24 protein-coding genes and 1 tRNA gene are annotated in these 25,896 nt (G+C 62.4%); 11 read left to right on the top strand and 14 right to left on the bottom strand.

Features of this window, described 5'->3' with window-relative positions:
* The 5 genes from nuoL (at nt 1) to HYG82_RS39740 (ending at nt 7,558) form a co-directional block, all read left to right on the top strand.
* A complete protein-coding gene (gene nuoL, locus HYG82_RS39760; RefSeq protein WP_179263519.1) occupies nt 1-2,049 on the top strand; it encodes an NADH-quinone oxidoreductase subunit L in 2,049 nt (682 codons plus the stop codon).
* Nucleotides 2,046-3,569: a complex I subunit 4 family protein gene (locus tag HYG82_RS39755; RefSeq protein ID WP_179263517.1), complete on the top strand. Its 1,524-nt coding sequence runs from the start codon at nt 2,046-2,048 to the stop codon at nt 3,567-3,569. The genes nuoL and HYG82_RS39755 overlap by 4 nt, the downstream gene beginning before the upstream one ends.
* Complete coding sequence (locus HYG82_RS39750) at nt 3,569-5,095, top strand: NADH-quinone oxidoreductase subunit N (protein ID WP_179263515.1); 1,527 nt, start codon at nt 3,569-3,571, stop codon at nt 5,093-5,095. Before HYG82_RS39755 ends, HYG82_RS39750 begins: the two co-directional genes overlap by 1 nt.
* A gap of 45 nt (nt 5,096-5,140) precedes the next feature.
* Nucleotides 5,141-6,640 (top strand): DHH family phosphoesterase, encoded by a 1,500-nt coding sequence (locus HYG82_RS39745; protein WP_179263513.1) that lies wholly within the window; start codon nt 5,141-5,143, stop codon nt 6,638-6,640.
* Nucleotides 6,641-6,727: 87 nt separating this feature from the next.
* Nucleotides 6,728-7,558 carry a CBS domain-containing protein gene (locus tag HYG82_RS39740; protein WP_179263511.1) on the top strand — a complete coding sequence of 277 codons (831 nt, stop codon included), beginning with the start codon at nt 6,728-6,730 and terminating at the stop codon, nt 7,556-7,558.
* A gap of 133 nt (nt 7,559-7,691) precedes the next feature.
* On the opposite strand, the gene HYG82_RS39735 is transcribed toward HYG82_RS39740, so the two are convergent.
* The 3 genes from HYG82_RS39735 to HYG82_RS39725 form a co-directional block, all read right to left on the bottom strand.
* Nucleotides 7,692-7,973, bottom strand: coding sequence for a DUF7520 family protein (locus tag HYG82_RS39735; protein ID WP_235217756.1), 282 nt, complete (start codon nt 7,971-7,973; stop codon nt 7,692-7,694).
* 156 nt (nt 7,974-8,129) lie between these two features.
* A complete protein-coding gene (locus tag HYG82_RS39730; RefSeq protein ID WP_179263509.1) occupies nt 8,130-8,381 on the bottom strand; it encodes a DUF6684 family protein in 252 nt (83 codons plus the stop codon).
* A gap of 103 nt (nt 8,382-8,484) precedes the next feature.
* Nucleotides 8,485-8,862 (bottom strand): DUF7541 family protein, encoded by a 378-nt coding sequence (locus HYG82_RS39725; RefSeq protein ID WP_179263507.1) that lies wholly within the window; start codon nt 8,860-8,862, stop codon nt 8,485-8,487.
* Between the two features lie 321 nt (nt 8,863-9,183).
* Between HYG82_RS39725 and HYG82_RS39720 the strand changes: the two genes are divergently transcribed.
* Entirely contained in the window at nt 9,184-9,891 is a 708-nt protein-coding gene (locus HYG82_RS39720; protein WP_179263505.1) for a DUF2270 domain-containing protein, read from the top strand.
* A gap of 24 nt (nt 9,892-9,915) precedes the next feature.
* On the opposite strand, the gene HYG82_RS39715 is transcribed toward HYG82_RS39720, so the two are convergent.
* Nucleotides 9,916-10,980, bottom strand: coding sequence for a polyprenyl synthetase family protein (locus tag HYG82_RS39715; RefSeq protein ID WP_179263503.1), 1,065 nt, complete (start codon nt 10,978-10,980; stop codon nt 9,916-9,918).
* A gap of 137 nt (nt 10,981-11,117) precedes the next feature.
* Here HYG82_RS39715 and HYG82_RS39710 point away from each other — a divergent pair, with 137 nt between their 5' ends.
* Nucleotides 11,118-12,428, top strand: a complete 1,311-nt coding sequence (locus tag HYG82_RS39710) for a M28 family peptidase (protein ID WP_179263501.1) — start codon at nt 11,118-11,120, stop codon at nt 12,426-12,428.
* A gap of 87 nt (nt 12,429-12,515) precedes the next feature.
* Nucleotides 12,516-13,334, top strand: a complete 819-nt coding sequence (locus tag HYG82_RS39705; RefSeq protein WP_179263499.1) for an NAD(+)/NADH kinase — start codon at nt 12,516-12,518, stop codon at nt 13,332-13,334.
* A 70-nt stretch (nt 13,335-13,404) separates the two neighbouring features.
* On the opposite strand, the gene HYG82_RS39700 is transcribed toward HYG82_RS39705, so the two are convergent.
* Together HYG82_RS39700 and nth are read right to left on the bottom strand one after the other, a co-directional pair.
* On the bottom strand, nt 13,405-13,665 hold the full coding sequence (locus HYG82_RS39700) for a hypothetical protein (RefSeq protein ID WP_179263497.1): 261 nt from the start codon (nt 13,663-13,665) through the stop codon (nt 13,405-13,407).
* A gap of 119 nt (nt 13,666-13,784) precedes the next feature.
* Nucleotides 13,785-14,468 (bottom strand): endonuclease III, encoded by a 684-nt coding sequence (nth, locus tag HYG82_RS39695; protein ID WP_179263495.1) that lies wholly within the window; start codon nt 14,466-14,468, stop codon nt 13,785-13,787.
* Between the two features lie 159 nt (nt 14,469-14,627).
* Between nth and HYG82_RS39690 the strand changes: the two genes are divergently transcribed.
* Together HYG82_RS39690 and mvaD are read left to right on the top strand one after the other, a co-directional pair.
* Complete coding sequence (locus tag HYG82_RS39690; protein ID WP_179263493.1) at nt 14,628-15,272, top strand: hypothetical protein; 645 nt, start codon at nt 14,628-14,630, stop codon at nt 15,270-15,272.
* Between the two features lie 186 nt (nt 15,273-15,458).
* Nucleotides 15,459-16,442 (top strand): phosphomevalonate decarboxylase MvaD, encoded by a 984-nt coding sequence (gene mvaD / locus HYG82_RS39685; protein WP_179263491.1) that lies wholly within the window; start codon nt 15,459-15,461, stop codon nt 16,440-16,442.
* Between the two features lie 139 nt (nt 16,443-16,581).
* Here mvaD and HYG82_RS39680 read toward each other — a convergent pair whose 3' ends face one another.
* Nucleotides 16,582-18,165 carry an acetolactate synthase large subunit gene (locus HYG82_RS39680; protein WP_179264644.1) on the bottom strand — a complete coding sequence of 528 codons (1,584 nt, stop codon included), beginning with the start codon at nt 18,163-18,165 and terminating at the stop codon, nt 16,582-16,584.
* A 252-nt stretch (nt 18,166-18,417) separates the two neighbouring features.
* Between HYG82_RS39680 and HYG82_RS39675 the strand changes: the two genes are divergently transcribed.
* A tRNA-Met gene (locus HYG82_RS39675) sits at nt 18,418-18,492 on the top strand.
* 246 nt (nt 18,493-18,738) lie between these two features.
* Here the strand turns inward: HYG82_RS39675 and HYG82_RS39670 are convergent.
* The 7 genes from HYG82_RS39670 to HYG82_RS39645 are packed head-to-tail and all read right to left on the bottom strand — an operon-like array spanning nt 18,739 to nt 25,727.
* A complete protein-coding gene (locus tag HYG82_RS39670) occupies nt 18,739-19,269 on the bottom strand; it encodes a DUF7974 family protein (protein WP_179263489.1) in 531 nt (176 codons plus the stop codon).
* A complete protein-coding gene (locus tag HYG82_RS44385) occupies nt 19,266-19,400 on the bottom strand; it encodes a hypothetical protein (protein ID WP_284145011.1) in 135 nt (44 codons plus the stop codon). Before HYG82_RS44385 ends, HYG82_RS39670 begins: the two co-directional genes overlap by 4 nt.
* Nucleotides 19,401-19,418: 18 nt before the next feature.
* Entirely contained in the window at nt 19,419-20,780 is a 1,362-nt protein-coding gene (locus HYG82_RS39665; protein WP_179263487.1) for an ABC transporter ATP-binding protein, read from the bottom strand.
* Nucleotides 20,777-21,982 carry an ABC transporter ATP-binding protein gene (locus HYG82_RS39660; RefSeq protein WP_179263485.1) on the bottom strand — a complete coding sequence of 402 codons (1,206 nt, stop codon included), beginning with the start codon at nt 21,980-21,982 and terminating at the stop codon, nt 20,777-20,779. The genes HYG82_RS39665 and HYG82_RS39660 overlap by 4 nt, the downstream gene beginning before the upstream one ends.
* Nucleotides 21,982-23,106 (bottom strand): ABC transporter permease, encoded by a 1,125-nt coding sequence (locus HYG82_RS39655; RefSeq protein WP_179263483.1) that lies wholly within the window; start codon nt 23,104-23,106, stop codon nt 21,982-21,984. Before HYG82_RS39655 ends, HYG82_RS39660 begins: the two co-directional genes overlap by 1 nt.
* Before the next feature lie 3 nt (nt 23,107-23,109).
* The gene (locus HYG82_RS39650) at nt 23,110-24,057 is read right to left on the bottom strand and encodes an ABC transporter permease (protein ID WP_179263481.1); all 948 of its coding nucleotides are present in this window, start codon (nt 24,055-24,057) and stop codon (nt 23,110-23,112) included.
* A gap of 23 nt (nt 24,058-24,080) precedes the next feature.
* Complete coding sequence (locus tag HYG82_RS39645; protein ID WP_179263479.1) at nt 24,081-25,727, bottom strand: ABC transporter substrate-binding protein; 1,647 nt, start codon at nt 25,725-25,727, stop codon at nt 24,081-24,083.
* Nucleotides 25,728-25,896 lie beyond the last annotated feature (169 nt).

Raw genomic sequence — 25,896 nt, 5'->3', positions numbered from 1 at the left:
ATGGCTGCAACAGCAACAGGACCGTTTGGATTCGCACCGGCGATCGCAGTGCTCCCGCTCGTGGCCTTCGCGGTCACGCTTCTCTTCGGCACGTACCTGCCGAAGAAGGGCGCGATTCCGGGGATCGTCGCGACGGCAGGGTCGCTCCTGATTTCGCTTGTGATGTTCGCGGCCGTCGCGGGCGGCAACGCACACCACACGACGTTATACGAGTGGACCGCCGGCACTGCCGCCAGCGAAACGGGTGTCGACAGTGTCGCGTTCTCGTTTGGGGTCCTGATCGATCCCCTATCGGCGCTCATGCTGGTGATCGTCTCGCTCGTCGCCTTGCTCGTCCACGTTTTCAGCCTCGGATACATGAACGCCGAGGGTGAAACGGGGCTGCCGCGGTACTACGCCGAACTCGGCCTCTTTACGTTCAGCATGCTCGCGTTCGTCTTCGCGGACAACCTGTTGATGGCGTTCATGTTCTTCGAACTCGTCGGGCTTTGTTCGTACCTGCTGATCGGGTTCTGGTTCCGCACCGAATCGGCCCCGTCGGCCGCCAAGAAGGCGTTTCTTGTAACCCGGTTCGGCGATTACTTCTTCCTGATCGGGGTCGTCGCCATCGCGGCGACGTTCGGCACAGTCGGCTTCGCCGGCGAGGAATCGTTCGTGACCGCCGCCGGAACGGCCATCGACGACGGCATGACGCTGTTCGGATTCGACGCCCAGACGTGGGTGACGATCACCGGGCTTCTCGTCCTCGGCGGGGTCTTGGGCAAGTCCGCGCAGTTCCCCTTCCACACGTGGCTGCCCGACGCTATGGAAGGCCCGACGACCGTTTCGGCGCTCATCCACGCAGCGACGATGGTGGCGGCCGGCGTCTACCTGGTCGCACGAATGTTCGGCTACTACGCGCTGTCGCCGACCGCACTGGCGATCATCGCCTTCGTGGGGGGCTTTACCGCGCTCTTTGCCGCTTCGATGGCCGTCGTCAAAGACGACATCAAGCAGGTGCTGGCGTACTCGACGATCAGCCAGTACGGCTACATGATGCTCGGTCTCGGCGTCGGCGGCTACGTCGCCGGGGTCTTCCACCTCATGAACCACGCCTTCTTCAAGGCGCTATTGTTCCTCGGCGCTGGTGCCGTCATCATCCTCATGCACCACGAACAGGACATGTGGGAGATGGGCGGCCTGAAGGACAAAGCGCCGGTCACGTACTACACGTTTCTCGCAGGGGCACTCGCGCTCGCGGGGATCGTCCCCTTCGCCGGCTTCTGGTCGAAAGACGAGGTCCTGTTTGACGCCCTCGCGGTCGGGTTGGAGCAACCCGTCATCCTCGCGGCCTACGCGATGGGACTGATCGCGGTGTTTTTCACCGGCTTCTACACCTTCCGGATGGTCTTCCTGACCTTCCACGGCGACCCCCGGACGGAAACGGCCGAAGATCCGCACCCGGTCGGTCTCTCGATCAAGGTGCCGCTAGTCGTCCTCGGACTCCTCGCGACGGTCGCCGGGTTCGTCAACCTCGCCCCCGTCGCCGAATTGCTCCACGCAGACATCACGTTCCTCGAGTTCTGGCTCGACGGCGAGTACGGCTACGTCGAGGGACTGACCTACCACGAGTACCACGAGACGGTGGCCTTCGAGGAGGGCGCGATCGGGTCCGCAACCACGACCATGCTGCTCAGTGCGGGCCTGTCGCTCGGGTTGGCGCTGGCCGGCGCGTTCGCGGCTCACACGCTGTACAACGTGCCCGAACCGTCCCGCCACACCGAAAAGCTCGGCGGTGCGTACCACGTCCTGCGGAGTAACTACTATCAGGACGAGTATCAGGTGTGGCTCGCAGAGGGACTGACGCTCCCGCTTTCTCGAGCCGCGGATCGGTTCGACCAGACCGTCGTCGACGGGGTCGTCAACGGGACGTCGACGATCAGCCTCTTCGGTAGTAACTGGATGAAACGACTGCAAACCGGTATCGTGACTAACTACGCGGCGTTGCTAGTGGCGGGATTCATCGGCTTGCTGTTGATTCTCGGCGCTCTCGGAGGGTGGTTCGTATGATGATCGAAATACTGATCGCGGTGACACTGGTGGGCGCGCTGGTAACGTTCGTCGCGCCAAATCGAATCGCTGGCAAACTGGCCTTTGCGATTAGCCTCGTTCCGGCGGCGCTGAGCCTCTGGCTGTTCGCCGCCTTCGACGGCAGCGGCAACGCCTTGCTCGACGGCGAGTTGGCGTTCGAATCGCGGGTACCGTGGATCGAACTCGGTGACTACACGATCTCGTGGTTCGTCGGTCTGGACGGGATTAGCCTCCCGCTGGTGGTCCTGACGACGATCCTCTGTACGCTAGCGATCGTCAGCTCGTGGACGCCGATCGACGAGCGCGAGTCGCAGTTCTACGGTCTCATCCTGTTCATCGAAGCCAACCTGATCGGCGTCTTTACCGCGCTCGATTTCTTCCTCTGGTTCGTCTTCTGGGAGGCTGTCCTGATCCCGATGTACCTGTTGATCGGCATCTGGGGCGGCCCGCGCAGAAAGTACGCCGCGATCAAGTTCTTCGTCTACACGAACGTGGCATCGCTCGTGATGTTCGGCGCGTTCATCGCGCTGGTCTTCGGCCTCGGCGACGTCACGTCCTTTGCGCTGCCGGAAATCACGACGGCGATGCTCGAGGGCGGTCCCGACGGCCTCTTTGGCCTCAGCGGGACGGCGTTCGCGTCCGCGGTCTTCGTCGCGATGTTCCTCGGCTTCGCGGTGAAGGTACCCGTCGTTCCGTTCCACACGTGGTTGCCGGACGCCCACGTCGAAGCGCCGACGCCGGCCTCGGTGTTGCTCGCGGGCGTCTTGCTGAAGATGGGAACCTACGCCCTATTGCGGTTTAACTTCACGATGTTCCCCGAGCAGGTCGAGGCATACGCGATTCCGATCGCAGCGATCGCCGTCATCAGCGTCATCTACGGCGCGATGCTGGCGCTCGCCCAGACTGACCTGAAGCGGATCGTCGCTTACTCGTCAGTTTCGTCGATGGGCTACGTCATCCTCGGACTCGTCGCCTACACCCAGTTCGGCGTCGGTGGCGCGACGTTCCAGATGGTCTCCCACGGCCTCATTTCGGGGCTGATGTTCATGGCCGTCGGCGTCATCTACAACGCTACCCACACACGGATGGTCACTGACATGTCCGGGCTGGCCGACCGGATGCCGATCGCGGTGGGGGTGCTGGTCGCCGGCGCGTTCGGTTACATGGGACTCCCGCTTATGAGCGGATTCGCCGCGGAATACTTCATCTTCTTCGGCGCGTTCGGCTCCGACCTGCTCGAGTACTCGCCGTTGTTTACCGGGCTGGCCATGTTTGGCATCGTCATCGTCGCGGGCTACCTGCTGTTTGCGATGCAGCGGACGGTGTTCGGACCGTATCGACTCGAGACCGACTACGACGTGGGCCGTGCACCCGTCCACGACGTCGCGTCGATGGTCGTGTTACTGGGACTGATCATCGTCCTCGGAGTGGCCCCGGACCTGATATTCGACATGATAACCGACGCAGTCGATCCGATTCTCCAGGGAGGTGACCTCTGATGGCGTTCGTACAACTCCCCGAGTGGGCAGCACTTGCACCGGCACTGATCCTGGCGGGAACGGCGCTCGTCTTGTTCCTGCTAGACAGCATCAACCCGTACTCGACGAATCGAACGCTGCTCGCCGGCACCGCCGTCGTCGGCTCGCTTTCGTCGCTGGCCGTCGCCGTCTGGTTTACCGCCGCCGGCGTCGGCGCGACGGGAATTGAAAACTACGGCGTCATCGAGATCATGGGCGACCAGTTCGTCGTCGACCAACTGGCCCTGTACTTCATGAGCATTATCGCGGTCGTCACCGCCCTCGTTACGGTCGCGAGTCACGACTACTTGCGCGATCACACCTACCAGGCCGAGTACTACTCGCTGGTGATCCTCGCGGCGACGGGCATGTCGATGATGGCCGCGGCCAACAGCCTCGTGACCATCTTCATCGCCCTCGAGCTGACGAGCCTGCCATCGTACGCGCTGGTCGCGATCCTGAAGGACAACCGGGGCAGCGTCGAAGCCGGGCTAAAGTACTTCCTGATCGGGGCGCTGTCCTCGGCGATTTTCGTCTACGGGGTCAGCCTCGTCTACGGCGCGACCGGTTCACTGCAGCTCGATGCCGTCGCGTCCGGTCTCGGCAACGCAGGCGAGATGGGCGGTCTGCTCGGGTTGGGAATCCTGATGCTGATCGGCGGGATCGCGTTCAAGACTGCGAGCGTCCCCTTCCACTTCTGGGCTCCGGAGGCCTACGAAGGCGCACCGGCACCGATCTCAGCATTCCTCTCGTCGGCCTCGAAAGCCGCCGGTTTCGTGCTCGCGTTCCGTGTGTTCACGACGGCGTTCCCGCTCGAGGCGACGACGGACGTCATCGGCGTCGAGTGGACGTGGGCGTTCGTGATTCTCGCGATCGTCACGATGACGGTCGGGAACTTCGCGGCGGCGACCCAGGAGAACGTAAAGCGGATGCTCGCGTACTCCTCGATCGGCCACGCCGGGTACGTACTGATCGGGCTGGCGGGCCTCTCGACCGGAGCAGCCGATTTCGTCATGGGCGCGGCTATGATGCACCTGCTGGTCTACGGCTTCATGAACACGGGTGCGTTCCTGTTCGTGGCGCTGGCAGAGTACTGGGGCGTCGGTCGAACGTTCGAAGATTACAACGGTCTCGCCAAACAGGCGCCGGTCGCCTGCGCCGCGATGGCCGTCTTCATGTTCAGCCTCGCGGGCATTCCCCTCTTCGGCGGCTTCTGGAGCAAGTACCTGCTGTACACCGCGACGATCGAGGCAGCCGCCGATAATGCGGTACTGCTCGTCGTCGCCGCTTCGCTCGTCGTCAATAGCGCGCTCTCGCTGTTCTACTACTCGCGGCTGGTCAAGGCGCTCTGGATCGAGGACCCGGTCATCGACCGAGATCGACTCGCCCAGCCGACTGGTCTCTACGCAGCGGTAATCGTAGCCGCCGTCATGACGGTCCTCATCCTACCGGCGTTCGATCCGATCGCCAACGCCGCACTCGAGGCGGCAGCCGCCGTCATCGCCTGAGGAGACCCGGTACCTTTTACCCGTCGCGGTCGCAACCCGCGATACATGGTTTTTCGGCTCGTGCTCGGTTGCGGGACTATCTGTTGGCAGATCACGGAGGAGTTATCCGAGCGCGACGGCGGGCGGTTACTCGTAATTACCGACGATGAGAGCGTCGTCGAAACGTTGCGCGACGAGAGCGTCCCGGCCCGACGCGCCGACCCGACCGACCACGCTACCATCGCGACCATCGACCCGCCGGACGTGATTTTCGTCGCCGGTGATCGCACCGACGTCAACCGAGCCACGCTCGAGACTGCGCGTGATCGCTTTCCCGACGCGTCGATCGTGGCCTACATGGGCGGGAACGCGACGCAAGCTGATCGCGATGCGTTCGAGGAACTCGCCGACCACACTGTCGATCCGACGGACGCCATGGCGGGTCGGGTGCTTGAGCAAACGACGCGACCAGCGGCCGAAACCGCGATCGAACTCCGGGAACGGCTGTCGGCGATCGACGGCCGGCTTGCAGTCGTGACACACGATAACCCGGACCCGGATGCAATCGCCAGCGCGGTCGCACTGGTCGACATCGCCGAGTCGGTCGGCCTCAGCGCCGACGCCTGCTATTTCGGCGACATCTCTCACCAGGAAAACCGGGCGATGGTCAATCTACTCGATCTCGATCTTCGGAATATGGGGCGTGACGATCCGCTCGACGAGTACGCAGCCGTCGCACTGGTAGACCACTCCCGACCCGGAGTCAACGACCAGCTCCCGGAGGACCGCCACGTCGACATCGTCATTGACCACCACCCTCCTCGCGGTCCGGTTCCGGGAGAATTCGTCGATCTGCGCCAGCAGGCGGGTGCGACCAGCACCGTCCTTACCGAGTACGTCGACCGATTCGGCCTCGCGTTCCATCCGGCGACCGCAACGGCGTTGCTGTACGGCATCCGGGTCGATACGAACGACTTTACACGGGAAGTTTCGCCCGCGGATTTCGAGGCTGCGTCGCTGCTGTGGCCCCACGTCGACACCTCGATCTTGCGCCAGATCGAACACCCTTCACTCGAGGGAGAGACCCTCGAGACGATCGCGCAGGCGATCAAAAACCGGATGCAGCGCGGTTCGGTAGCAGTTGCCAGCGTCGGCCGGGTCGGCGACCGCGACGCGTTGCCACAGGCCGCCGATCAGTTGCTCGCGATGGAGGGCGTCGAGACCACGCTCGTGTTCGGGTTTAACGACGAGATGGTATACCTGTCGGCCCGGTCGCGGGCCGCTGACGTGGACCTCGGGGAGACCCTCCGGGATGCGTTCGACCGGATCGGCAGCGCCGGCGGTCACGCCGACATGGCCGGTGCACAACTCGAAATCGGTATCCTTGGCAGCGCGGACGACGAAGAAGAGGTCGAGTCGATCGTCAGCGTCGTCGAGGAGGTCATAACGAATCGGTTCTTCGAGGCGATCGAGACGCGGCCGGGGGCGCAGATCGGGTCATATACACAGACGAGCGAGTGGCTCTTCACTCAACGTGGTGGGGAAGACGACAGCGAATCAGTCTAAGTTCCGTGACGCTGGGGGCTAGCGTGGTGTCTTACGGAGGCTGTGGTCATAACAGTACTTTTGCGCGCGGCAGTCATACGGTGACGCATGGAGGTCGTATCGGACCGGACGAAGCCCCGGGTCAAAGACTACATGACGCGCGACGTAGCGACGGTCTCACCGGACGAAACCGTCGGTGATGTGGCGATGCGCATCGCCGAAAGCGAAGAGCACAGTGGCTTTCCTGTCACCGATCGACGCCGCGTCGAGGGCTTCGTCAGCGCCCGTGACCTGCTACTCGCCGACGATGGTGATCCGATCTTCAAGGTCATGGCGACTGATCTATTGGTCGCCCACCCCGACATGAAAGTAAACGACGCTGCGCGGGTCATCCTGCGATCGGGGATTCAGAAGCTTCCCGTCGTCGACGACGCGGGAAATCTCGTCGGAATAATTTCCAACGCCGACGTCATCCGCAGTCAGATCGAACGCGCAACCCCGGAGAAGGTCGGCAAGCTAATGCGAACCCTAGAGCAGATTCACGAGATCGATCTTCGCGAGGGACGCCGGACCGTCCCGCTCGAGGAACTTACCCCGACACAGGGGCGGGTGTACGCGGACGAACTCGAGGGACGGCGATACGAACTCGAGCGCGGGCTAGCCGAGCCGCTGGTGGTTATCGACAATGACGGGACGCTTCTCCTTGCGGACGGCCACCACCGCGTTCTCGCGGCAGATAGATTGGGGATCGACGAGATGGACGCCTACGTCATCGTCGTCGATCACGAAGTCGATCTCGGCATGGCTCGTACTGCAGCGAAAGAAGACCTCGAGCAGATCGACGATATCGAAGTCGTCGATTACGCGCGCCACCCGCTGGTTCAGACGACGAAGCGGCTTCAGTCCGACGGCGGCGACGAGGATGAGGACGCTGCGTAGACACGGCGACTCGGCCGATCCAGTCACGTGCACCCGCGGTCTTCGATAGTGGACCGGCAGGGACGACGACCGCCGGCGTTCAGGTCAGTTTCGTCTCTGTGGCTGCTCTCGCTTGAGAGGGTGCCGGTTTCGGTTACACCGCATCATCGTCGAACCGCGACAGAATCTGGACGACGTACCCGAGCGCCACCAGGAAAGACCCCATCGCGACGGCTCCGTAGACGGCGAGTGTGAGCGGCGAGATGGGAGCCGTGATCACCAACAGGGAAATTTCGTCGACGCTACGGAAATTCGGCAACGTCGCCCCCAGAAGCGCCCCGAAGGCGGCCGTCGCGACGATGAGTGCGAGGCCGAGACTGGCGACGGTGGTTCGGCCGCCGATCGTCCGATCACCGACCACGGTTCCCCCAGCCACGTTTCGGACGTGGATTTTTCCGCGCAGGCGGTGACGGGGCAGGTATGCAGGAGAAGGAATTGTTCTTGCTCCTCCTCGTCGGAATAGCGGCCCTCATGGCGGTGACCGGGTTCGTCCTCATCGTCAACTGATCCGACGAGATTCCCCAGCGAACGGTCATCGGAACTCGGATACGTCGTAACGCGTGCGGTCGTCGGTTTCGATCGCTCGAGCCGCGATGTAGGTCGCGATCGCGAGCAAGAGCATCGTCGACAGTAAAATGGTAAACTGGAGTGTCGACTGCAGCGGATCGAAGCCCCAGGGGTTGAACGCGGCGAAGACCGCGACGAAGAACGCGATGATCGCGAACGGTATCAGGTTGACCGCAAGGTCGAGTGCGATTTCGGTGTCGAATGCACGTCGGCTCATTGATAGGGATACTTGATTGATGGCTGTTTTCGGGCGCTCGGGACGGCACGCGATCCAATTCGTCGTTCGTGCCCGCACCTGGGTCGGATGGGACCATTGAAACTCATCGTATCCGAACGATCCCCGCGCCCAGGATCGTAAGGAAGCCGGCGACGACGAGCGCGATGCCGCGACTGGCCAGACCTGAGAGGGGCTCCAGCGGGGCGATCGAAAGCGTCCCGGTTCCCTGGGCAGCGAGCACGGCGCCGACGAACACGAACACCCCGCCGAACGTTGCCGCGAACTCTGCGGGGCGCTCGACGTACGCTGCGTCAGAGAGGATGCCGGCGACGCTCGCGGCGAAGACGACGAGTCCGCCGACGGCGATGGGACCGAAGTCGACGACGATACCGACCTCCGAGGCCGCGAGTCCGAGAGCCACGAGCATTGGCCACGGTCTCGCGGCGTCGGTCCGCTCGCCCGGTGTCGAGTGATCGGCCATAGCGGTCCTTCTACGTCGAGGGCGTAGTATCTGGCCCCACAGATCGGGTCCCGTGACAGTCACGAGCTATGACCGGTGACTCGAATTGGGAACGACGGTCCGCCAGCGACGGAAGGGTCTTCGTCGTTCCACGACTACGAGGAGTATGATTTCGATAGATCACCCGCTCGGCGTTCCGGGTCCGCTCTCCGACGTTCCCTCACCAACTTGTGGTACCGCATGTCGCTCGACAGCTCGAGGAACGGCGCTCGAAGGGTATCGTCCCCGCCCGACCCACCGTCGGGTGCTGTCGCGACTTCCGGAAGCCGGAGGCAGCCGATAATGGCGGAACCGATCCCCGAAAACTTCGATTCGACGAACCCCGACGAGCGCAACGTCGCGACCGCGGCGGCGACCGATCAGGAAGAGTTCCTCTCGCTGTTGCCCCACTACTACCGCGGCGAGATGTCACAGTCGGGAAACCTCCTCTCCCGACTCGACCTCACCACAGACTGGGCCATCGTCACGGTCACGGCCGTTCTGGCGCTCGCCTTCCAGGGTGGCGACGCCTCCGCATACCTGCTGTTGATCGGAATCGTCGGCGTCTCGCTGTTTCTCCTGTTCGACGTCCGGCGGTACCGAGCCTACGACGCGAGTCGTGCCAGGATTCGACTCCTTGAGGAAAACTTGTTCGCGAACGCGCTCGAACCGACCGGCACGCGGCTCGAGAACTGGCGCGCGGAGCTCGGCAATGACCTCCGAGCGCCGACAATTAAAGTATCCTACTGGGAGGCCCTTTCGCGTCGATTGCAACGCATTTACTACCCGCTCTACTTGCTGTTGGGGGTCGCGTGGCTGTTTCGAATCACGCTCTACGAGCCCGGAGAGACGTGGACGAAGACCGCTTCCGTCCCCGGTATTTCGGGGGCGATCGTCGCGGTCGTCGTCGTCGCGTTCTTCCTCGTCGTGACCGTAATCACCCTCTGGCCACTCCAGCGAGAGGCGAAAGGCGAGTTCCACGGGGACGAATCCGGGAGGTGGAAGCAGTGAGATCAGCTCGCGACGGATCGATCGTTACACGTCGCGCTCGATGACGAACTCCGTGAACTCCTCTAGCTTGCGAGTCGTCTCGTCGTCGAAATCCAGCCCGTCGATGGCCGCACGCGCCTCCGCGGCCAGTTCCAGCGCCCGCTCGCGGGCGTAATCGATGCTGCCCGCATCTTCGAGAATCTCGAGGGCCTCGAGGATCTCGTCGTCGGTGTTGTTGTCGGATTCGAGAATCTCCTGAAGTCGCCGCGCACGGTCGGGTTCGCTTTTCTGTAGCGCGTGAATGACAAGCAGAGTCTTCTTGCCTTCGAGGATGTCATTGCCGAACTCCTTGCCGAATTCGCCGGCCTGTCCCAACGAATGCTCGACGTCAAGGATGTCGTCGCCGATCTGGAAGGCGACCGCGGTCAGTTCCGCGTATTCGGCGACGGCTCGCTCGACCTCGGAAGGCTGGTCGGTGATAATCGCGGCCAGTCGAGCAACGATCCGGCCGAGACAGCCGGTTTTGCACGCACACATTTCGAGGTACTCGTCGATGCCGATCCGGACCTGGCGCTCGTTGTGCCAGCAGATGTCCATCCCCTGGCCGAGGTGGGTCCGGTTGAGTTCGTGCATGAGCATCTCGTAGGCGGCCAGTCGTCGATCGGCCGGGAGGTCGGCGGGATTTCGGGTGAGGATCTTCAGGGGGAGAAAGTACATCGCATTGCCGGCGTTGAGCGCGACATCGCGGCCGTAGATGCGGTGCAACGCCGGTTCGCCCCGTCGGATCGTGGCACCGTCTTCGACGTCGTCGACGATGATTGTTCCGTTGTGCAGAATTTCCGGAATACAGGCATAGGGTAAGTATTCGGTGGGATCCTCGCCAAAGCCCTCCACGAAGACGAGAAAGAGTATCGCACGCCACCGTTTCCCGCCACGATCGAGCAGGTCCCACAGCGGCGTCGCTAACGCATGCTGGATACCGTCGGGATCGTACGCGTAGGTCGGAGAACCGAAGAAGGACTCGAGGTAGTCGGCGTCGATATCGCGTGGAATCAGGGTGGCGATCGCCTCGTCGATCGCCGGCTGCCAGTCGGCAAGCGTCTCCCGCATATCCGTGACGAGTTGGAGCGGCGTAAAAAAGATTCGTAGTTTATCTTGCCAATGAACAGTGATAATACCACTCATACAGGCGACATCCGACTCGAGCAGGCGATACAATTACACGATCGTATCGTGACGAGTCCGCCATGTCCGACTGGATCGGATCCGTCTTCGAAAGCGACGCGGGCTGGACCCACCTCGAACGACTGGTCGACCTCGATAACCGGATGGCCGGCAGCGAGGGTGAGCGCGAGGCTGCCGAATTGACACGGGATGCACTCGCCGACGCCGGATTACGAAACCCCCGCCTCGAACCCTTCGAGATACAGGGGTGGACGCGCGGTGACAGCGCGATCACGGCCGGTGAGACGACGCAGGACTGCATCGCTCTGCCGCGCAGTCCGTCGGAACGCGTCATTGCACCGCTGGTCGATCTCGGCTATGGCCTCCCCGAAGACTTCGAGGAGACCGACGTTGCAAACGCGATCGTCATGGTCCGTAGCGACGTCCCGAACTACTCCGACCGATACATCCATCGTCGAGAAAAGTACCATCACGCCGTCGAACACGGTGCAGTGGGCTTTCTCTACCGGAATCACGTCGAGGGCTGTCTTCCGCCGACAGGAAGCGTCGGCTGGAACGAGGACCCGATCGGTCCGATCCCCGCCCTCGGTGTCTCGAAAGAGGTCGGTGCCCGTCTGGCCCGCCGATTCGACGGTGAATCGATCACGATCTCCGTCGAGGCCGACATTCACCCCGCTGAAAGTTACAACGTCCGCGCCGAAATCGGGCCGGATACGGACGAGCGCGTTCTCGTGACGAGCCACGTCGACGCTCACGATATATCTGAGGGAGCGATGGACAACGGTGCTGGAACCGCGATGGTGGTCGAGATCGCGACTGCGCTGGCGGAGCGCGAAGACGACCTCGAGACCTGCGTCGAGTTCGTCGCCTTCGGCGCGGAAGAGGTCGGACTTCTCGGATCGACGCGCTACGCCGAGAAAGCCGACCGCGATGCGATCAAGGCGGTGATCAACAACGACGGCGTCGTCCGCGATCGGACGCTCTCGATCGTTACGCACGGATTCGACGCGCTCGAGGAAACCGCAACCGACGTTGGGGACCGGTACGGTCACCCGATCGGAACGGTGCCAAAAGTCGGCCCCCACAGCGATCACTGGTCGTTCACCAGGTGGGGTGTGCCCGGGTGTCACGTCAAATCGAAGTCCGACAACGCCGGCCGCGGCTGGGGTCACACCGTCGCGGATACCATCGATAAGCTCGAGCGCCGCAATCTGTCCGAACAGGCGATTCTCCTGACCGCGTACGTCGTCGAACTCGCCCGCCACGGGGTGACGGTCGAGCACAGGGACCCCGCCGACATCGCGGCAGATCTCGAATCACAGGGACTCGCCGAAGGAATGCGTACGACGGGCGACTGGCCCTACGACGAGTAGGAGGACGAATCCGGGAGACCGTTAGACGGCGTCCGGTCGACGGGCGACAACCGTACGCTTTTGAGCGGGCCGCGTGAAATGACCGGCATGGACGTCGCGTGGAGTGCAGACGAGGAGCCCGTTGTCGGCGTCGTCGACCGCGGGAGAGACGCAGGCGATGCCGTCCAGATCGACGATTCCCTCGAATCGACGCTTACAGACGCGACGATCGTTCGTGGCAGCCGAAACGAGGTCCTCGCTGCCGGGTCGTCGGTACTCGTAATAGCCGGCGAAGAGGGGGTATCGGCCGCTGCACGTGCTGGCGTCGAGACGCCAGTTCTCCCGGTCGGCTCTATCACGGGCATCGAGTCGGTCGATCGTGATCGGGTGTCCGACGCTCTCAGAGAAGTGCTCGATGGACACGCCATCCGCCGCACTCGACCCGTTCTGAGCGTCACGCGTACCGCCGGGCCGAAAACTGAACGCGGGACCGAGAGCGACGACGGCAGCGGCTGCGAGCGAGCGCTATTTGACGTCACACTCGTCACCGATGAACCGGCTCGAATCTCGGAATACGGCGTTCACAGTCGGGGATCGTCCGTCGCGACCTTCCGCGCTGATGGCGTCGTGGCGGCGACCCCGGCCGGAAGCCACGGCTACGCGAGCGACATCGATGCTCCACAGCTCTCAACGGCCATCGACGCGCTCACGGTCGCCCCGATCGGCCCGTTCATCACCCAGACTCGTCGGTGGGTGCTGCCTGAGGACGACCTCGCATTGACGATCGAACGCGAGGAAGGTGACGTCACTCTCGTCGTCGACGGCCATGCGGTCGGTGCAGTCAGCGTCGACTCCCGTGTGACCGTCGCGGCGACCGGAACGCTCCCGACGCTGGTCGTTCCAGACGAGGGACACGAGGAGCGGTAATCGAGATCGGCTCGAGACTGAAACACTGCGAGACGAACGGGATGCGACCGAAAATCAGTAGTTGATTCGCTCAACTGTTGTACGGCTCTTCGTCCCGGTGATTGTCCGGATTCGTGTTCTCGAGTGCGTCGTCTTCCCGGTCGACGGATTTGTGTTCGATGTCCTGTCGTCGCTGTTCTTCATCCTGTCGCTCGCGGGCCTCCTTTTCCTCCTCGGTGAGTCCCTCCTCGTCTTCTGCCTCCGCTGGATCGGTTTTCTCTTTTGCGAGTTCGACGTCTCGCCCGTGTTCTTCTTTCCCGGTGTTGTCACGCTGATCTGTGTCGTCGGACATTGTTCTCCGGCCGTGACTAACCGAGATCAGTGAAAAGGCATTGGGCTTGCGAAGGTCGGGACGTCGAGTGAAGAGAGGGGGTGAGTCGAAGAAGGAAGCGTGCTCGCAACGGGTTCCAGTTACCAGGAATTTCCAGAGGCGAGGTCGATCTCGCTGTCACCGCGTTCCGAGGGACAGATGTCCGCGAGAACGCAGTCGGAACAGTCGGGTGATCTCGCCGTACAGACCGCTCGCCCGTGATCGATACAGAGGTGGGTGAACTGTTGCCAGTGCACTTCGGGAACGATCTCCATCAATTCCGCTTCGATTCGTTCGGGCCGTTCCGCTTCAGTCAGCCCAAGCCGACGCGAGAGCCGCTGGACGTGTGTGTCGACGACGATTCCCTCGACGACGTCGTGTCCGTGCTGGAGGACGACGTTCGCCGTCTTTCGACCGACGCCCGAGAGTTCCGTCAATTCGTCCATCGTATCCGGAACCTCGCCATCGTGTTCCTCGACGATCGTCTCACAGGCGCTGCGGATATACTTCGCCTTGTTGTTGTAGTAGGTGATCGAATTCAGGGCCTCCGCCAGTTCCTCCTGTGACGCGTTGGCGTACTCTTCCGGGCCATCGTACGTCTTGAAGAGGTCCTTCGTCTCCTCGTTGACCCGCTCGTCCGTACACTGGGCTGAGAGGATTACCGCAATCAGCAACTCGAGTCGGCTCGAGTATCGTAGCGAGATCGTCGAATCCGGATACGTATCCTCGAGGCGGTCGACGATCTCTTCGGCCTGTTCGGCGCGGCTCTCGAGGGAAGTTCCCATGGAAACCCGTTGCGAGACCGTACATTTGAGCCGTTCGATTCGAGTCGGTACTCCGCGTTCGCCGCGTGCGTATCGACACAGAATTCGTATTTAGGGACACTATTATTATCTATGGCACTAGTAGTATGAAAAACGAGACGTCGGGATGGAGGTTCGACAATGACGGGGGACAACGAACAAACACAGTTTGAGAGGCGGGGAAACGAACGGCCGACTGGAATCCTGGACGTACTACTGGCCGAACTCGAGGCCGACGACGGGGAACGCGCCGCGGCCTTACGATGGACGCTCGATGTCGAGGAAAACGGCACCGAAGAGAAACTCGAAACCCTCCAGAACGAGTTGATGTCGCTCCGGTCCGAGGTCAATCAGCTATCGGCGGCCGGTTCGGAGCGACAGTCGGTGATCGAAAACCAGATCAAGCCCAGATTTCTCACCCTCGAGCGTCGCTTGAGTGAACTCGACGACGAACTGACGAGCGTCCGGGCCGAAATGCGCGGTCTTCGATCGGAGTTTACCGACATACGAAATTCCCTCGAGAACATAGAGGCCAATGGTGGCAGCTCGGCCGACGTCGACGCCGTTGCGGCGGAACTGAACGAACTCGAGCAAACGGTCGCCGACGCCTTTCAGTCTGTTACGTCGAATCTCGAGAACGATCTCGAATCGCTGCAAGCGACGTACGAGGCGGATATCGACGCACTGAGGCGGCGACTGCGCGCACTGGAAGTGGAATCCCGGACCGGCAAATCCAGCCAGACGGGAGCCGAACAGAACGCCGACGATAACTATCGGCGCTACTGAACGAAGCGATAGGCTCGTTCGCGGTACGGACTGTGCGATCAATTTGGCTGGATTCAGCCTCGAGCCGCCCCGTCTGTCCGGGAACCCACGTCCGGTCGTCACGCTTCCTCACGGGTTGCGCCATCGCGGCGGAACTGTTGATGAGATGCCGTGAACTTTAAGCGGTCATCATCCACCTATCTGGGTATGAAAGCCACGGCCATGGCCCACCCCATCCAGGGGCTAGTCAAATATCACGGAATGCGCGACGAAATAGAGCGGTTTCCGTATCACGACAGCATCAGCGTCTGTACGGCACCCAGCCATACGAGGACGACCGTCGAGTTCTCGATGGACTACGAGGACGATACGTACGTCGTCGATGGCGAAGAGCTCGAAGGGCGCGCGTACGAACGGGTGGAGGCCGTCGTCGAGAAAGCGCGCTCCATGTCCGACGCCGCCCACACAGTGTATCCACTCCGCCTCGAGAGCGAGAACAGTTTTCCGTCGAACGTCGGCCTCGGCTCGTCTTCGTCGGGATTCGCGGCCGCGGCGATGGCACTAGCGGAAGCGGCCGAACTCGACGCCTCGAAGCAGGAAATATCGGCGATCGCTCGCGTCGGATCGGCCTCTGCGGCGCGTGCTGTCACCGGCGCATTCTCTCAGCTTCACACCGGGTTGAACGACGAGGACTGTCGCTCCCAACGAATTCCGTCGAACCTGCACGAGAATATGAAGATCATCGTCGGTCTCGTTCCCTACCACAAGGAAACCGAAGACGCCCACCGCGAGGCCGCCGACAGCCACATGTTCCAGGCGCGAAACGCCCACATTCACGACCAGATCGCCGAGATGCGCGATGCGTTGCGATCCGACGACTTCGAACGCGCGTTCGAACTCGCCGAACACGACTCGCTGTCGCTTGCGGCAACCACGATGACCGGCCCGTCGGGCTGGGTCTACTGGCAGCCGGCCACCCTCGCGATCTTCAACCGGGTGCGCGAGCTCCGCGAGGAGGAAGACATTCCGGTCTACTTCTCGACCGACACCGGCGCCAGCGTCTACGTCAACACCACCGACGAATACGCGGAGGAAGTCGAAGCGGAAATCTCCGACTGCGGCGTTTCGACGACGACCTGGAACGTCGGCGGTCCCGCGCGTCTGCTCGACGAAGACGATCACCTCTTCTGAGAGGGAGTAGCGTAGCCAGCCGGAGGTCAAAGCCACTCCGGCTGGTCACGGTGTGTCGATTCGGACCAACCGAATCGAGGAACGCCGACGCTACTCCCTATGAGACGACCGCCTCCTGCCGTTTTCCGCGATCGAAGGGCTATCCCTCGAGCCGGACTTCGATCAACGCCGGTTCGTGCGACGGTATCGCCCCCTCGAATGCCGCTTCGAGGGCGCCCCAGTCTCCAGGCCGATAGGCCTCGATTCCGAAGCTTTCCGCGAACGACACGAGATCGGGATTGGTCAGCTCGGTGCCCGTGTGTTCGCCGCGGTGTTCGGTCTGCTTTTCGGAGATCAATCCGTAGTCGTCGTCGTTGAACACGACTGTGGTGAAACCGCAGTCCAACCTGCGTGCGGTCTCGAGTTCGGCCGCATTCATCATGAAGCCGCCGTCGCCGGTGGCGGCGACGACGTTCGCATCGATGGCCAGGTCTGCCGCGAGAGCACCTGGAACGGCAATTCCCATACTCGCCAGGCCGTTCGAAATCACGCACGTGTTCGGCTCGTACGTCGGGAACGTCTGGGCGATGGCCATTTTATGACTTCCCACGTCCGAAACGAGGACGTCCGAGTCGTCCATGGCTTCGCGCAGCAGCGGCAGGGCGTTCCTGACGGTAATCGGATCGTCCTCGGCCGGAAGCTCCGTCACCGCCTCGAGCAAGCGATCGTGCAGATCGTCACACCACAGCGAACACGCCTCGTCCGCGAGCCGATCGTCGATTGCGGTGAGCGCCGCACCGACGTCGGCGACGATTTCGACGTCGGGGTTGTAGTGACGATAGACCTCCGCTGGTTCGTAGTCGACGTGAACGATGGTCTTCTCGAGGGTGGGGTTCCACCCTTCCGGATCGTGTTCGGCGATGTCGTAGCCGACCGCGACGACGCAATCCGCCCGCTCGATCGCCCGCGCAGCCTCTTCCTCCGGGCCGGAGTCGAGCGTCATCAGCGAGGCTTGCTCGCGGTCCGAGATCGCTCCCTTCCCCATATACGTCTCGACGACGGGAATGTCCACGCGGTCGACGATAGTCCGAATGGTCTCCGACGTGCGAGTCCGAACGGCGCCGTTGCCCGCGAGAACGATCGGCCGCTCGGCCGACTCGATCAATTGGGCGGCGCGAGCGGCGGATTCGTCGTCGGGGTCCGGGCGGCGTACTGGGTCGCGAGTTTCGATGGGAGCGGCGTCGACCGTCTCGGCGGCGACGTCCTCGGGGAATTCGAGATGGGTGGCTCCCGGTTTCTCGTACTCGGCGAGTTTGAACGCCTTGCGCACCGACTCCGAGACGATTTCGGAATCGGTGATCTGAGTGTTCCACGCCACGATCGGCTCGAAGATGTCGACGACGTCAAGCGCCTGGTGACTCTCCTTGTGTAAGCGTTCGCGACCGCCCTGACCGGTGATCGCGACGACCGGGCTCTTGTCGAGTTGGGCGTCGGCGACGCCGGTCATGAGGTTCGTCGCACCGGGACCGAGCGTCGAGCAACAGACGCCCGCTTCGCCGGTCAGTCGGCCGTGGACGTCGGCCATGAACGCCGCTCCCTGTTCGTGGCGGGTCGGAACGAAACGAATCTCCGAGTCGCGCAGGGAAAACAGGACATCCTCGATTTCCTCACCAGGAACGCCGAACACGCGGTCGACGCTCTCGGCTTCGAGACAGGCGACGAGAAGGTCGGATGCGGATTGCATAGTCGTTTCGTCCACATCGCTCGCATTAATACCGAGGTCGAAATCAGCGTCGGCGTCGCGAGCGAATTCGTTCGTTTTGTCGCGGCTTCGACGCCACTTCGACTGAGCCACTGCCGTCATTTTTCAGCTCACCGGAGCACGTACGATTCACGACCTGCCCGGACCTGAGGCCTTTCCGTGGCCCCAAAACGGAAATCCGCATACGGCAGTCGAATCATAACCCTTAACTAGCACACTCGGTTACGAGATGGTAGCGGGATGGGATAGCCAGGAGATTCCGGCGGGCTCATAACCCGCAGATCGGTAGTTCAAATCTACCTCCCGCTACTTCTGACGGATTCATTGACGAACGAAGAGCCCAGCGAGGCATGTGTTCGGAATCCGTCGAAATGCAACGAGTAAATGTCAACCCCCACGAGCGACCAATGGGTGCGACGTGGACGCCGTTTACTTCCCCTTCCGCGACAATTCTGTTGCGAGCACGTTTGCAAGCGGCGAGTATAGCACGACAAACGCAGGACGCGTTGAGTCGAATTCGCGAAACGGGGCTTCGGCAGAGACGAAGATGGCGTCTCAGTCTCGGATTTCGATTTCGGTGGCATCGCCGAGGCCCCGTTTAGCCGCGTCTTCCCGGGTGATGCTTGCCTCGATCGTGTAGGTTCCGGCGGCAACGGGTTTCCATTCGTCGTCGGTGATCCGAATTCGTTGTGGCCACGTCCGCCGAAAGCGTTTGCATTCACCCCGGTCGAAGGAGAACGCGGCAGGTCGATCGGGAACCGCACGAGGCACCTGTGAAGCCTCGCGGTGACCGTCGACAGCCCAAGTCCAGCGGTTCGGTGACTCGGTACGGAGTCGAATCGGAAACGGAAACCGGTTCCGAAACGAGACCACGAGTTCGACCGGTTCACCGAGGTCGTAGCGGCGCTTGTCGGTCGAAACGGTGACGTCGATCGCACGGCGACGCACCGCCGTCGGCGTGAGCGCGTGGCTCAACGCCGCCCAATTTACTGCGCGCCCGCTTTTCTCGTCGTTCGAACGACGGTCCGGCGTGAACGGGTCGTCGTCCGTCCGCTCGAGCGCACCGGATTCGTAGATTCGCTTCACTGTCGATCCCCTCGAGCGTGGTGTCCGAGGTGTTCGATCCGGATCGACGTCTCGCGTCCGAGATTGGTGATTCGGACCGACGTCTCGAGGCCCGGGTATTCGACTCGTGTCGCGATGTCGGGTCCGTTCATGCTGGCTTTCGTGGTCCGTTAGTTGGTGTACGATCTACCGGTCGGCTCGGCGTCGGCTTCGAATCGAGCGTCGAACCGGTGGCAGGCTATCGGGTGGTCGGCCGATCCCGGTTCGAGGGGCGGTTCGGTCGTCTCACAAGGCGTCTCGAACGCCGAGGCGAGCCGACGCCGGGCGGCGACAAGGTTACCGGTTGCGGCGGCCTCAAGCGCGTCCTCGAGGACGGCATCGGCGTCCGGGTCGGAGAGTCGGTCGGGAATTCCGCAGGCCTTCCGAAGGGCAGTCGGTACGGTCTCTGGATCGTCTCTGGTCCGCGAGAGCAGCGCCTCGAGTCCGGTGCCGGTCTGCCCCTCCGCTTCGGCGAGTCGGATTCGCAACGTCATGACTGCTCGAAATACGTCCGCGCCGAGGTCGTATTCAGCCGGCGGAATAATCTTCGGACAGCGCGTGTGAAACCGGCAGCCCGACGGCGGGTCCGTCGGGGAGGGAACGGAACCCTCGAGGACGATCCGGTCGCCGTCCCAACAGGGGTCGGGTTCGGGGATTGCCGACAGCAGCGCTTCTGTATACGGATGGGAGGGTGCGTTGAATACTTCGGCAGTCGTCCCGGTCTCGACGAGAGTGCCGAGATACATCACCGCGACCCGATCGGCGACGTGTTCGACGACCGAAAGGTCGTGGGTGATAAAGAGAAAGGAGAGTCCGTATTCGTTCTGCAAGTCGGACAGCAGGTTGAGGATTCCGGCCTGAACCGATACGTCGAGCGCGGAGACGGGTTCGTCGCAGACGATGAACTCGGGCTCGACGGCGAGTGCGCGAGCGATTCCGATCCGCTGGCGCTGGCCGCCGGAAAGCTCCCGCGGGTAACGCGACGCGTGTTCGGCCTGCAAACCGACCGTTTCGAGCAGGTCCCTGATGCGTTCGTCGCGTCGATTTGCAGGACCGATGTCGTGAACTGCAAGGGCTTCGCCGATGCTGTCGCCGACGGTCAGCTGCGGGTTCAAACTGGCAACGGGGTCCTGAAAGACGTACTGAATCTCGGTTCGCAGCTCTCGGAGGTCGGTTCCGGAACAGTCGGCAATCTCCTCGCCGCGATAGGTGATCGACCCTGCGGTCGGCTCGAGCAGACGAACGAGCGCCCGGCCGAGGGTGGTCTTACCGCAGCCGCTCTCGCCGACCAGCCCGACCGTTTCGCCCGGTCGAATCTCGAGGTCGATACCGTCGACTGCTTTGACCGTCTCGGTTCGCCCGAGGAGTCGGTCGAGGAACCCGTCAGCGGTAGTATAGGACTTCTCGAGGCCCTCGGCCCGGATGAGCGGCTGGTCGTCGGTCGGCTGACGTCGGTCGGCGGTCGACGATAGCTGGTCGTCCGCTTTCGTCATCGTGACTCACCGTGCTGTCCGTGTTCCCGTCGGGAGTCGTTCTCTCGCTCCGTTTCGTCTCTTCCTCGCTCACCCTCGTTTCGTTCGTTCTCCGTTTCGTCTCTTCCTCGCTCATCCTCGTTTCGTTCGTTCTCCGTTTCGTCTCCTCCTCGAACGTCTTTTTCGCCGGCTTCGTCCCTGACGTGCACCTCGTAGTCCAGCCCTCCGTCAAGGTCGCCGGTGTACTCGAGGCAGGCGGCGACGTGGCCGTCTGTCTCGCCGTCGGTCGGCGTCCCGCGATCGGCCTCCACGAGCGGTGGCTCGCGTCGAGCACAGACGTTCTCGGCGTACGGACAGCGCGGATGAAATCGACAGCCGGTCGGCGGATCGACGAGATCGGGGGCCGAACCGGGAACAGTCGTGAGACGGTCTCGCTCGTCGCCCAGCTGGGGGATCGAGGCGAGCAGGCCGACGGTGTACGGGTGTTTCGGGTCGTAGTACAGCTCCTCGATCGGCGCGCGCTCGACGATCTGCCCGGCGTATTGCACCAGCACCCGATCGCAAAGCTCCGCGACGACTCCGAGGTCGTGCGTGACCAGCTGGATCGACGTTTCGGACTCCCGCGAGAGGTCCGAGAGCAACTCGAGGATTCCCGCCTGAACCGTGACGTCGAGCCCGGTCGTCGGCTCGTCACAGATGAGCACCGACGGATCGCAGGACAGTGCCATCGCGATGACGGCCCGCTGTTGCATCCCCCCGGAGAACTCGTGGGGGTAGTCCGAGTACCGCGCGGTCGGATCGGGGATGCCGACCCGGTCGAGAAGCGCGGTGGCCCGGTCGCGGGCCTCGGCGTCGGAGACGGCTTCGTGGGCGCGTATCGCTTCAGCGATCTGCTCGCCGACGGTGTAGACTGGATTGAGCGCCGCCCCGGCGTCCTGAAACACCATCGCGATCTCGTCCCCGCGAAGCGCCCGGAGCTCGTCGTCCGGGAGGTCGAGGAGATTCCGACCGCGAAAGCGGATTTGGCCGCCGACGATTTCGCCCGGGCTCTCGATCAGCCGAAGCAGCGACAGGCTGGCGACGCTCTTGCCGGCCCCGCTCTCGCCGACCAGTCCGACCGTTTCACCCGCGTCGATCTCGTAACTGATGCCGTCGACCGCTCGAACCACGCCGTCTTCGGTGTAGAACTGGACGACGAGGTCCTCGACTTCGAGCAGGGCCATCAGCGGAACCGCCTCCGTTCGTCCGCCACGTCTCTGTGCGGATCGAGCGCGTCGTTGATGCCGTCTCCGACGAGGTTGATCGCGAGTACGAACAGGAAAATCGCGGCTCCGGGGAACATCGTTACGTGCCAGTCACCCCTGATGAGCGAACTTCGGCCCTGCGAGAGCATCGCGCCCCACTCCGCGCTCCCGGGCTCGAGACCGAGACCGAGAAAGCCAAGCGCCGCCGCAGTGAGGACGACCGTTCCGATGTTGAGCGTCGCCTGGACGATGACGGGTGCGATCGCGTTCGGGACGACGTGTCTGCGAATAATGGTCCGATCGGGAACGCCGAGCGCTCTGGCTGCGGTTACGTACTCGCGTTCTCGGATCGAAAGCACTTCACCCCGCAACAGCCTCGCATAGCCGATCCAGCCGGTGACGACGAGCGCCAGCACGACCGTAGAGAACCCGCTTCCGAGGATCGGCACTGGCTCGAGGATCGGGACGATTGCGATCGCCAGCACCAGAAACGGGAACGCGTACAGCACGTCGACGAGCCGCATAATACTCTCGTCGATCCAGCCGCCAAAATAGCCCGCGATAGCTCCGAGCGGAACGCCGACGGCGAGTGCGAGCACGACGGCGACGAGGCCGATGCTCAGCGTGTATCGCCCGCCGACGAGGATGCGCGAGAGCTGGTCGCGGCCTGCCCAGTCGGTCCCGAACGGATGCGCCGGGGAAGGCGGAGCGTTCTGTGGCCCGACTAACGTTTCGGATGGATCGTACGGAGCTAGCGAAATCGGCTGTAACGTGACCGTCACCTCCGCAGTTGACACCTCGATCGGCCGCGCGAAGAGTGCCAGTACCGCCATCGTGACGATAACGACCGCGCCGAACAGAGCCGAGCGGTTTCGGCGAAACCGTCGCCACGCATCTTCGAGGCGGTGACGTCTCGTTCGCTCGGCCCATCCGGTTTGCCGTTTCTCCGTCGGTGTGGCCGCCGTTTGATCTGTATTCGGTGCCGTCGCCGTCACCCCGTCGGCGTGCGTCTCGTCGTCCTGCCGGTGCTGGTTCGAGACGGCGTCGTCGAAGCCGACGATTCGAATACGGCCGCGTTCGGTGGTGGGGTGACGGTCGCTCATCGGTTAGTATCGAATGCGGGGATCCAGTACAGCGTAGATGATATCGACGAGCAGATTCGCGAGGACGATCGCGAGGCCGATAACCAGAACAGTCGCCTGGATGACGGGATAATTACGTTCGAGGATGGAGCGAACCAGGAGCCGTCCCATGCCCGGCCAGGAGAAGATCTGTTCGACGACGACGGCGCCGTCGACGAGGAAGGCGAGCTGGAGGCCGGCCACGGTCACGACCGGAAGCAAAGAGTTTCGAAGCACGTGTTTCAGGATTACCGTCCGCTCACGAAGTCCTTTCGCGCGGGCGGTCCGGACGTATGCCGCGTCGAGTTCACTCAACATCGACGATCGGAGCAGTCGCGTGACGAGCGCAGCCGAGGCCGTCCCGAGCGTGATCGTCGGCAACAGCATGAACTTCGCCATCGCGAGGCTCGCGAGCGGTGCGTCCGGTGGGATAACTCGAAACCAACCCAGCCGAATGCTGAACACGAGCAAGAGAATGAGGCCGAGCCAGAAGTTCGGCGTGGCGATTCCGGCGAGTGCGGCGACTCGGCTGAGTTCGTCGGCCGGTTCGCCCCGCTTCACCGCGGCGACGATTCCGGCTGGAATCCCGATTACGAGGGCGAGCAACCACGCGGCTCCGCCGAGCGCGACCGTCGCGGGGAGTCGGTGCCCGATCGATGCCGTTACGTCGCGACCGGTGATCGGTGAGTGGCCGAAATCGAGGGTGAGGACGTCGCCGAGCCACAGCAGGTACTGTTTCCACACCGGTTCATCGAGGTGGTATTCGGCTCGGATCGACGCCTCTGTTGCCGGGCTGACGTCTCGAAAGCCGATAATCGCATCCACTGCATCTCCCGGTAATAGATGGACGAACGAGAAGGTCAACGCGGTGACGCCGATCAGGACCGGTACAGTAATCAACACCCGTTTGCAGACGTATCGTCCGATCGACATTGGTGAAATCGTAAGGGTCGTGGTTAGTTCGGATGGACGTACTCGTTTGCGATTGCGTTCTGAAACGATTCGTCGGCGTAGTTCTCGAGCAGGGGCGAAATTGGCGTATAGCCCAGTTGGCCGACCCCGTGGTAGACGGTTTCGAGGGTTTCCTCGCGTGGGATCAACATGTTACAGCCCCGGCGGACCGCCCGATCCGAAAACGGTGCCAGATAGGCGGGATACAGAACCATGTCGAATCCGCCGCTTACGTGCCGGCCAACGCCGTACGCATCGTTCCCTTCGAAATCGGTAAGGCTCGCCGAAGGAATCCCGTAACTGAAGTCGATATCGCCTCGTTCGAGCGCTCCCTGCCTGGAGGACTTTTCGGTGATGATCTCGAGCGTTACGGATTCGATCGGCGCCGTCGCCGGGACCGATTTACTTCCGTCGAACCAGTGATCGTCGAACCGTTGCATCCGCCAGTGATTGCCGCTATCGTGCTCTACGAACCGGTAGGGTCCAGTCCCGATCGGTTCCGACGCGAGATCGTGAGTTCCGTCGATTGCCGCCATCGGCACGATCGGGACGTTGAATAGCGCCGTTTCGAACGGACCGTACTCTTGCGAGCAGACGATCTCGATCGTGTGGTCGTCGATGATCTCGCTGGTCTCGTACCAGTCGTAGACGTCTGCTTCTCGGACCGTCCCTTTATAGCGTTCGAGCGATCCCGTGACGTGTTTTGCGGTGAGTTCTTCGCCGTTGTGGAACGTGACGCCCTCGCGAAGCGTAAATCGGTATGTCTTCGGGTCGCGTTGTTCCCAGTCGGTCGCGAGCATCGGTTGGACCTCACCGTCGAAGTCGACACCGACGAGTTCCTCGTAGATGAGCGCCGTCGCTTTGCTGGAGACGGTCCCGTTTATCGAGACGGGATCGTAGTTGGCGACGTCGCTACCGAGGTCGCCGACGAACTCGGTTCCTTCCTCGAGATCGGCATAGACCCCGGCCCAGGGGGCGTACACCGCGTAATACGCCCCCGTTCGGAGTGGATACGTCTGCCAGTCGGCAACGACGCCGTCGTCCCAGACGTGAGTCGTCTCGCGAAAGCGGAGGAACGACGCTGGAGAATCGGCGACGAGTTTTTCCTGCAGATTTCGATAGATGTCGACCCGCTCGTCCAGGTCAGTCTCTGTGAGGCCCGAATCGATGTATTCGTCGACCGTCTCGTTTTTGTAGTGGCCGACGTTGAAACCGTTCGGCGTCCGGCTGTCTGAGTGAAATAACATCCCGACGTAGTCGCTTGGATCCCAGCCGCCTGTCCAACTCGCGACGAACATGGCGTTCGTGTTCGACTCGGCCGCCCCGAGCATCAGATCGACCTGAGAGCTGAAATCCCGCTGTTCGATCGAAACGTCGAAAAAGCCGGTGTCGTTGAGGACGTTCCGAAGAAGTTGGGCGAATCTCTTTCGCTCTTCGTCCTGTGTGATGGCGATTGTCGTCTCGAACGGCGGATCGACGTCCGTAGCTTCGAACCCTTTCTGGATCAATTCTTCTGCTGGACCGTCAGCCGTAACGTCATTAAAGCTGATACACCCTGCAAGCCCAGCGATGCCAGCAGCCCCCGCTCGCGTCAGGAACGAACGACGCCCCACCCGACTTCGTTCATCCCTCCCGACACTATTCCCTGCCATTGTTGATGGGTTCAGATCCTGACACCATATTCCTTGTGATGCGGAACAAAGACCGGTTCGGGATGGCGAATGTTGGCATCAATTGTATTCAATTCTCAAATATATCAATCCTCTTTTATTGCTGAATCTGACATTCGGTGATGGTGGCGAACGCCGGGACGGTTGTAGT

The organism is Natrinema halophilum (assembly GCF_013402815.2).
Taxonomy (GTDB): Archaea; Halobacteriota; Halobacteria; order Halobacteriales; family Natrialbaceae; genus Natrinema; species Natrinema halophilum.
This window is presented reverse-complemented; position numbering and strand designations above follow the sequence as displayed.

Coding starts and splice junctions, on each gene's coding strand:
- HYG82_RS39750 (WP_179263515.1), top strand. CDS start 3,569: ATGGCGTTCGTACAACTCCCCGAGTGGGCAGCACTTGCACCGGCACTG.
- HYG82_RS39650 (WP_179263481.1), bottom strand. CDS start 24,057: ATGTCGATCGGACGATACGTCTGCAAACGGGTGTTGATTACTGTACCG.
- HYG82_RS39710 (WP_179263501.1), top strand. CDS start 11,118: ATGTCCGACTGGATCGGATCCGTCTTCGAAAGCGACGCGGGCTGGACC.
- HYG82_RS39665 (WP_179263487.1), bottom strand. CDS start 20,780: ATGACGAAAGCGGACGACCAGCTATCGTCGACCGCCGACCGACGTCAG.
- HYG82_RS44385 (WP_284145011.1), bottom strand. CDS start 19,400: ATGAACGGACCCGACATCGCGACACGAGTCGAATACCCGGGCCTCGAG.
- HYG82_RS39720 (WP_179263505.1), top strand. CDS start 9,184: ATGGCGGAACCGATCCCCGAAAACTTCGATTCGACGAACCCCGACGAG.
- HYG82_RS39740 (WP_179263511.1), top strand. CDS start 6,728: ATGGAGGTCGTATCGGACCGGACGAAGCCCCGGGTCAAAGACTACATG.
- nth (WP_179263495.1), bottom strand. CDS start 14,468: ATGGGAACTTCCCTCGAGAGCCGCGCCGAACAGGCCGAAGAGATCGTC.
- HYG82_RS39690 (WP_179263493.1), top strand. CDS start 14,628: ATGACGGGGGACAACGAACAAACACAGTTTGAGAGGCGGGGAAACGAA.
- HYG82_RS39745 (WP_179263513.1), top strand. CDS start 5,141: ATGGTTTTTCGGCTCGTGCTCGGTTGCGGGACTATCTGTTGGCAGATC.
- HYG82_RS39680 (WP_179264644.1), bottom strand. CDS start 18,165: ATGCAATCCGCATCCGACCTTCTCGTCGCCTGTCTCGAAGCCGAGAGC.
- nuoL (WP_179263519.1), top strand. CDS start 1: ATGGCTGCAACAGCAACAGGACCGTTTGGATTCGCACCGGCGATCGCA.
- HYG82_RS39755 (WP_179263517.1), top strand. CDS start 2,046: ATGATGATCGAAATACTGATCGCGGTGACACTGGTGGGCGCGCTGGTA.
- HYG82_RS39725 (WP_179263507.1), bottom strand. CDS start 8,862: ATGGCCGATCACTCGACACCGGGCGAGCGGACCGACGCCGCGAGACCG.
- HYG82_RS39645 (WP_179263479.1), bottom strand. CDS start 25,727: ATGGCAGGGAATAGTGTCGGGAGGGATGAACGAAGTCGGGTGGGGCGT.
- HYG82_RS39700 (WP_179263497.1), bottom strand. CDS start 13,665: ATGTCCGACGACACAGATCAGCGTGACAACACCGGGAAAGAAGAACAC.
- HYG82_RS39730 (WP_179263509.1), bottom strand. CDS start 8,381: ATGAGCCGACGTGCATTCGACACCGAAATCGCACTCGACCTTGCGGTC.
- HYG82_RS39705 (WP_179263499.1), top strand. CDS start 12,516: ATGGACGTCGCGTGGAGTGCAGACGAGGAGCCCGTTGTCGGCGTCGTC.
- HYG82_RS39655 (WP_179263483.1), bottom strand. CDS start 23,106: ATGAGCGACCGTCACCCCACCACCGAACGCGGCCGTATTCGAATCGTC.
- HYG82_RS39715 (WP_179263503.1), bottom strand. CDS start 10,980: ATGCGGGAGACGCTTGCCGACTGGCAGCCGGCGATCGACGAGGCGATC.
- mvaD (WP_179263491.1), top strand. CDS start 15,459: ATGAAAGCCACGGCCATGGCCCACCCCATCCAGGGGCTAGTCAAATAT.
- HYG82_RS39660 (WP_179263485.1), bottom strand. CDS start 21,982: ATGGCCCTGCTCGAAGTCGAGGACCTCGTCGTCCAGTTCTACACCGAA.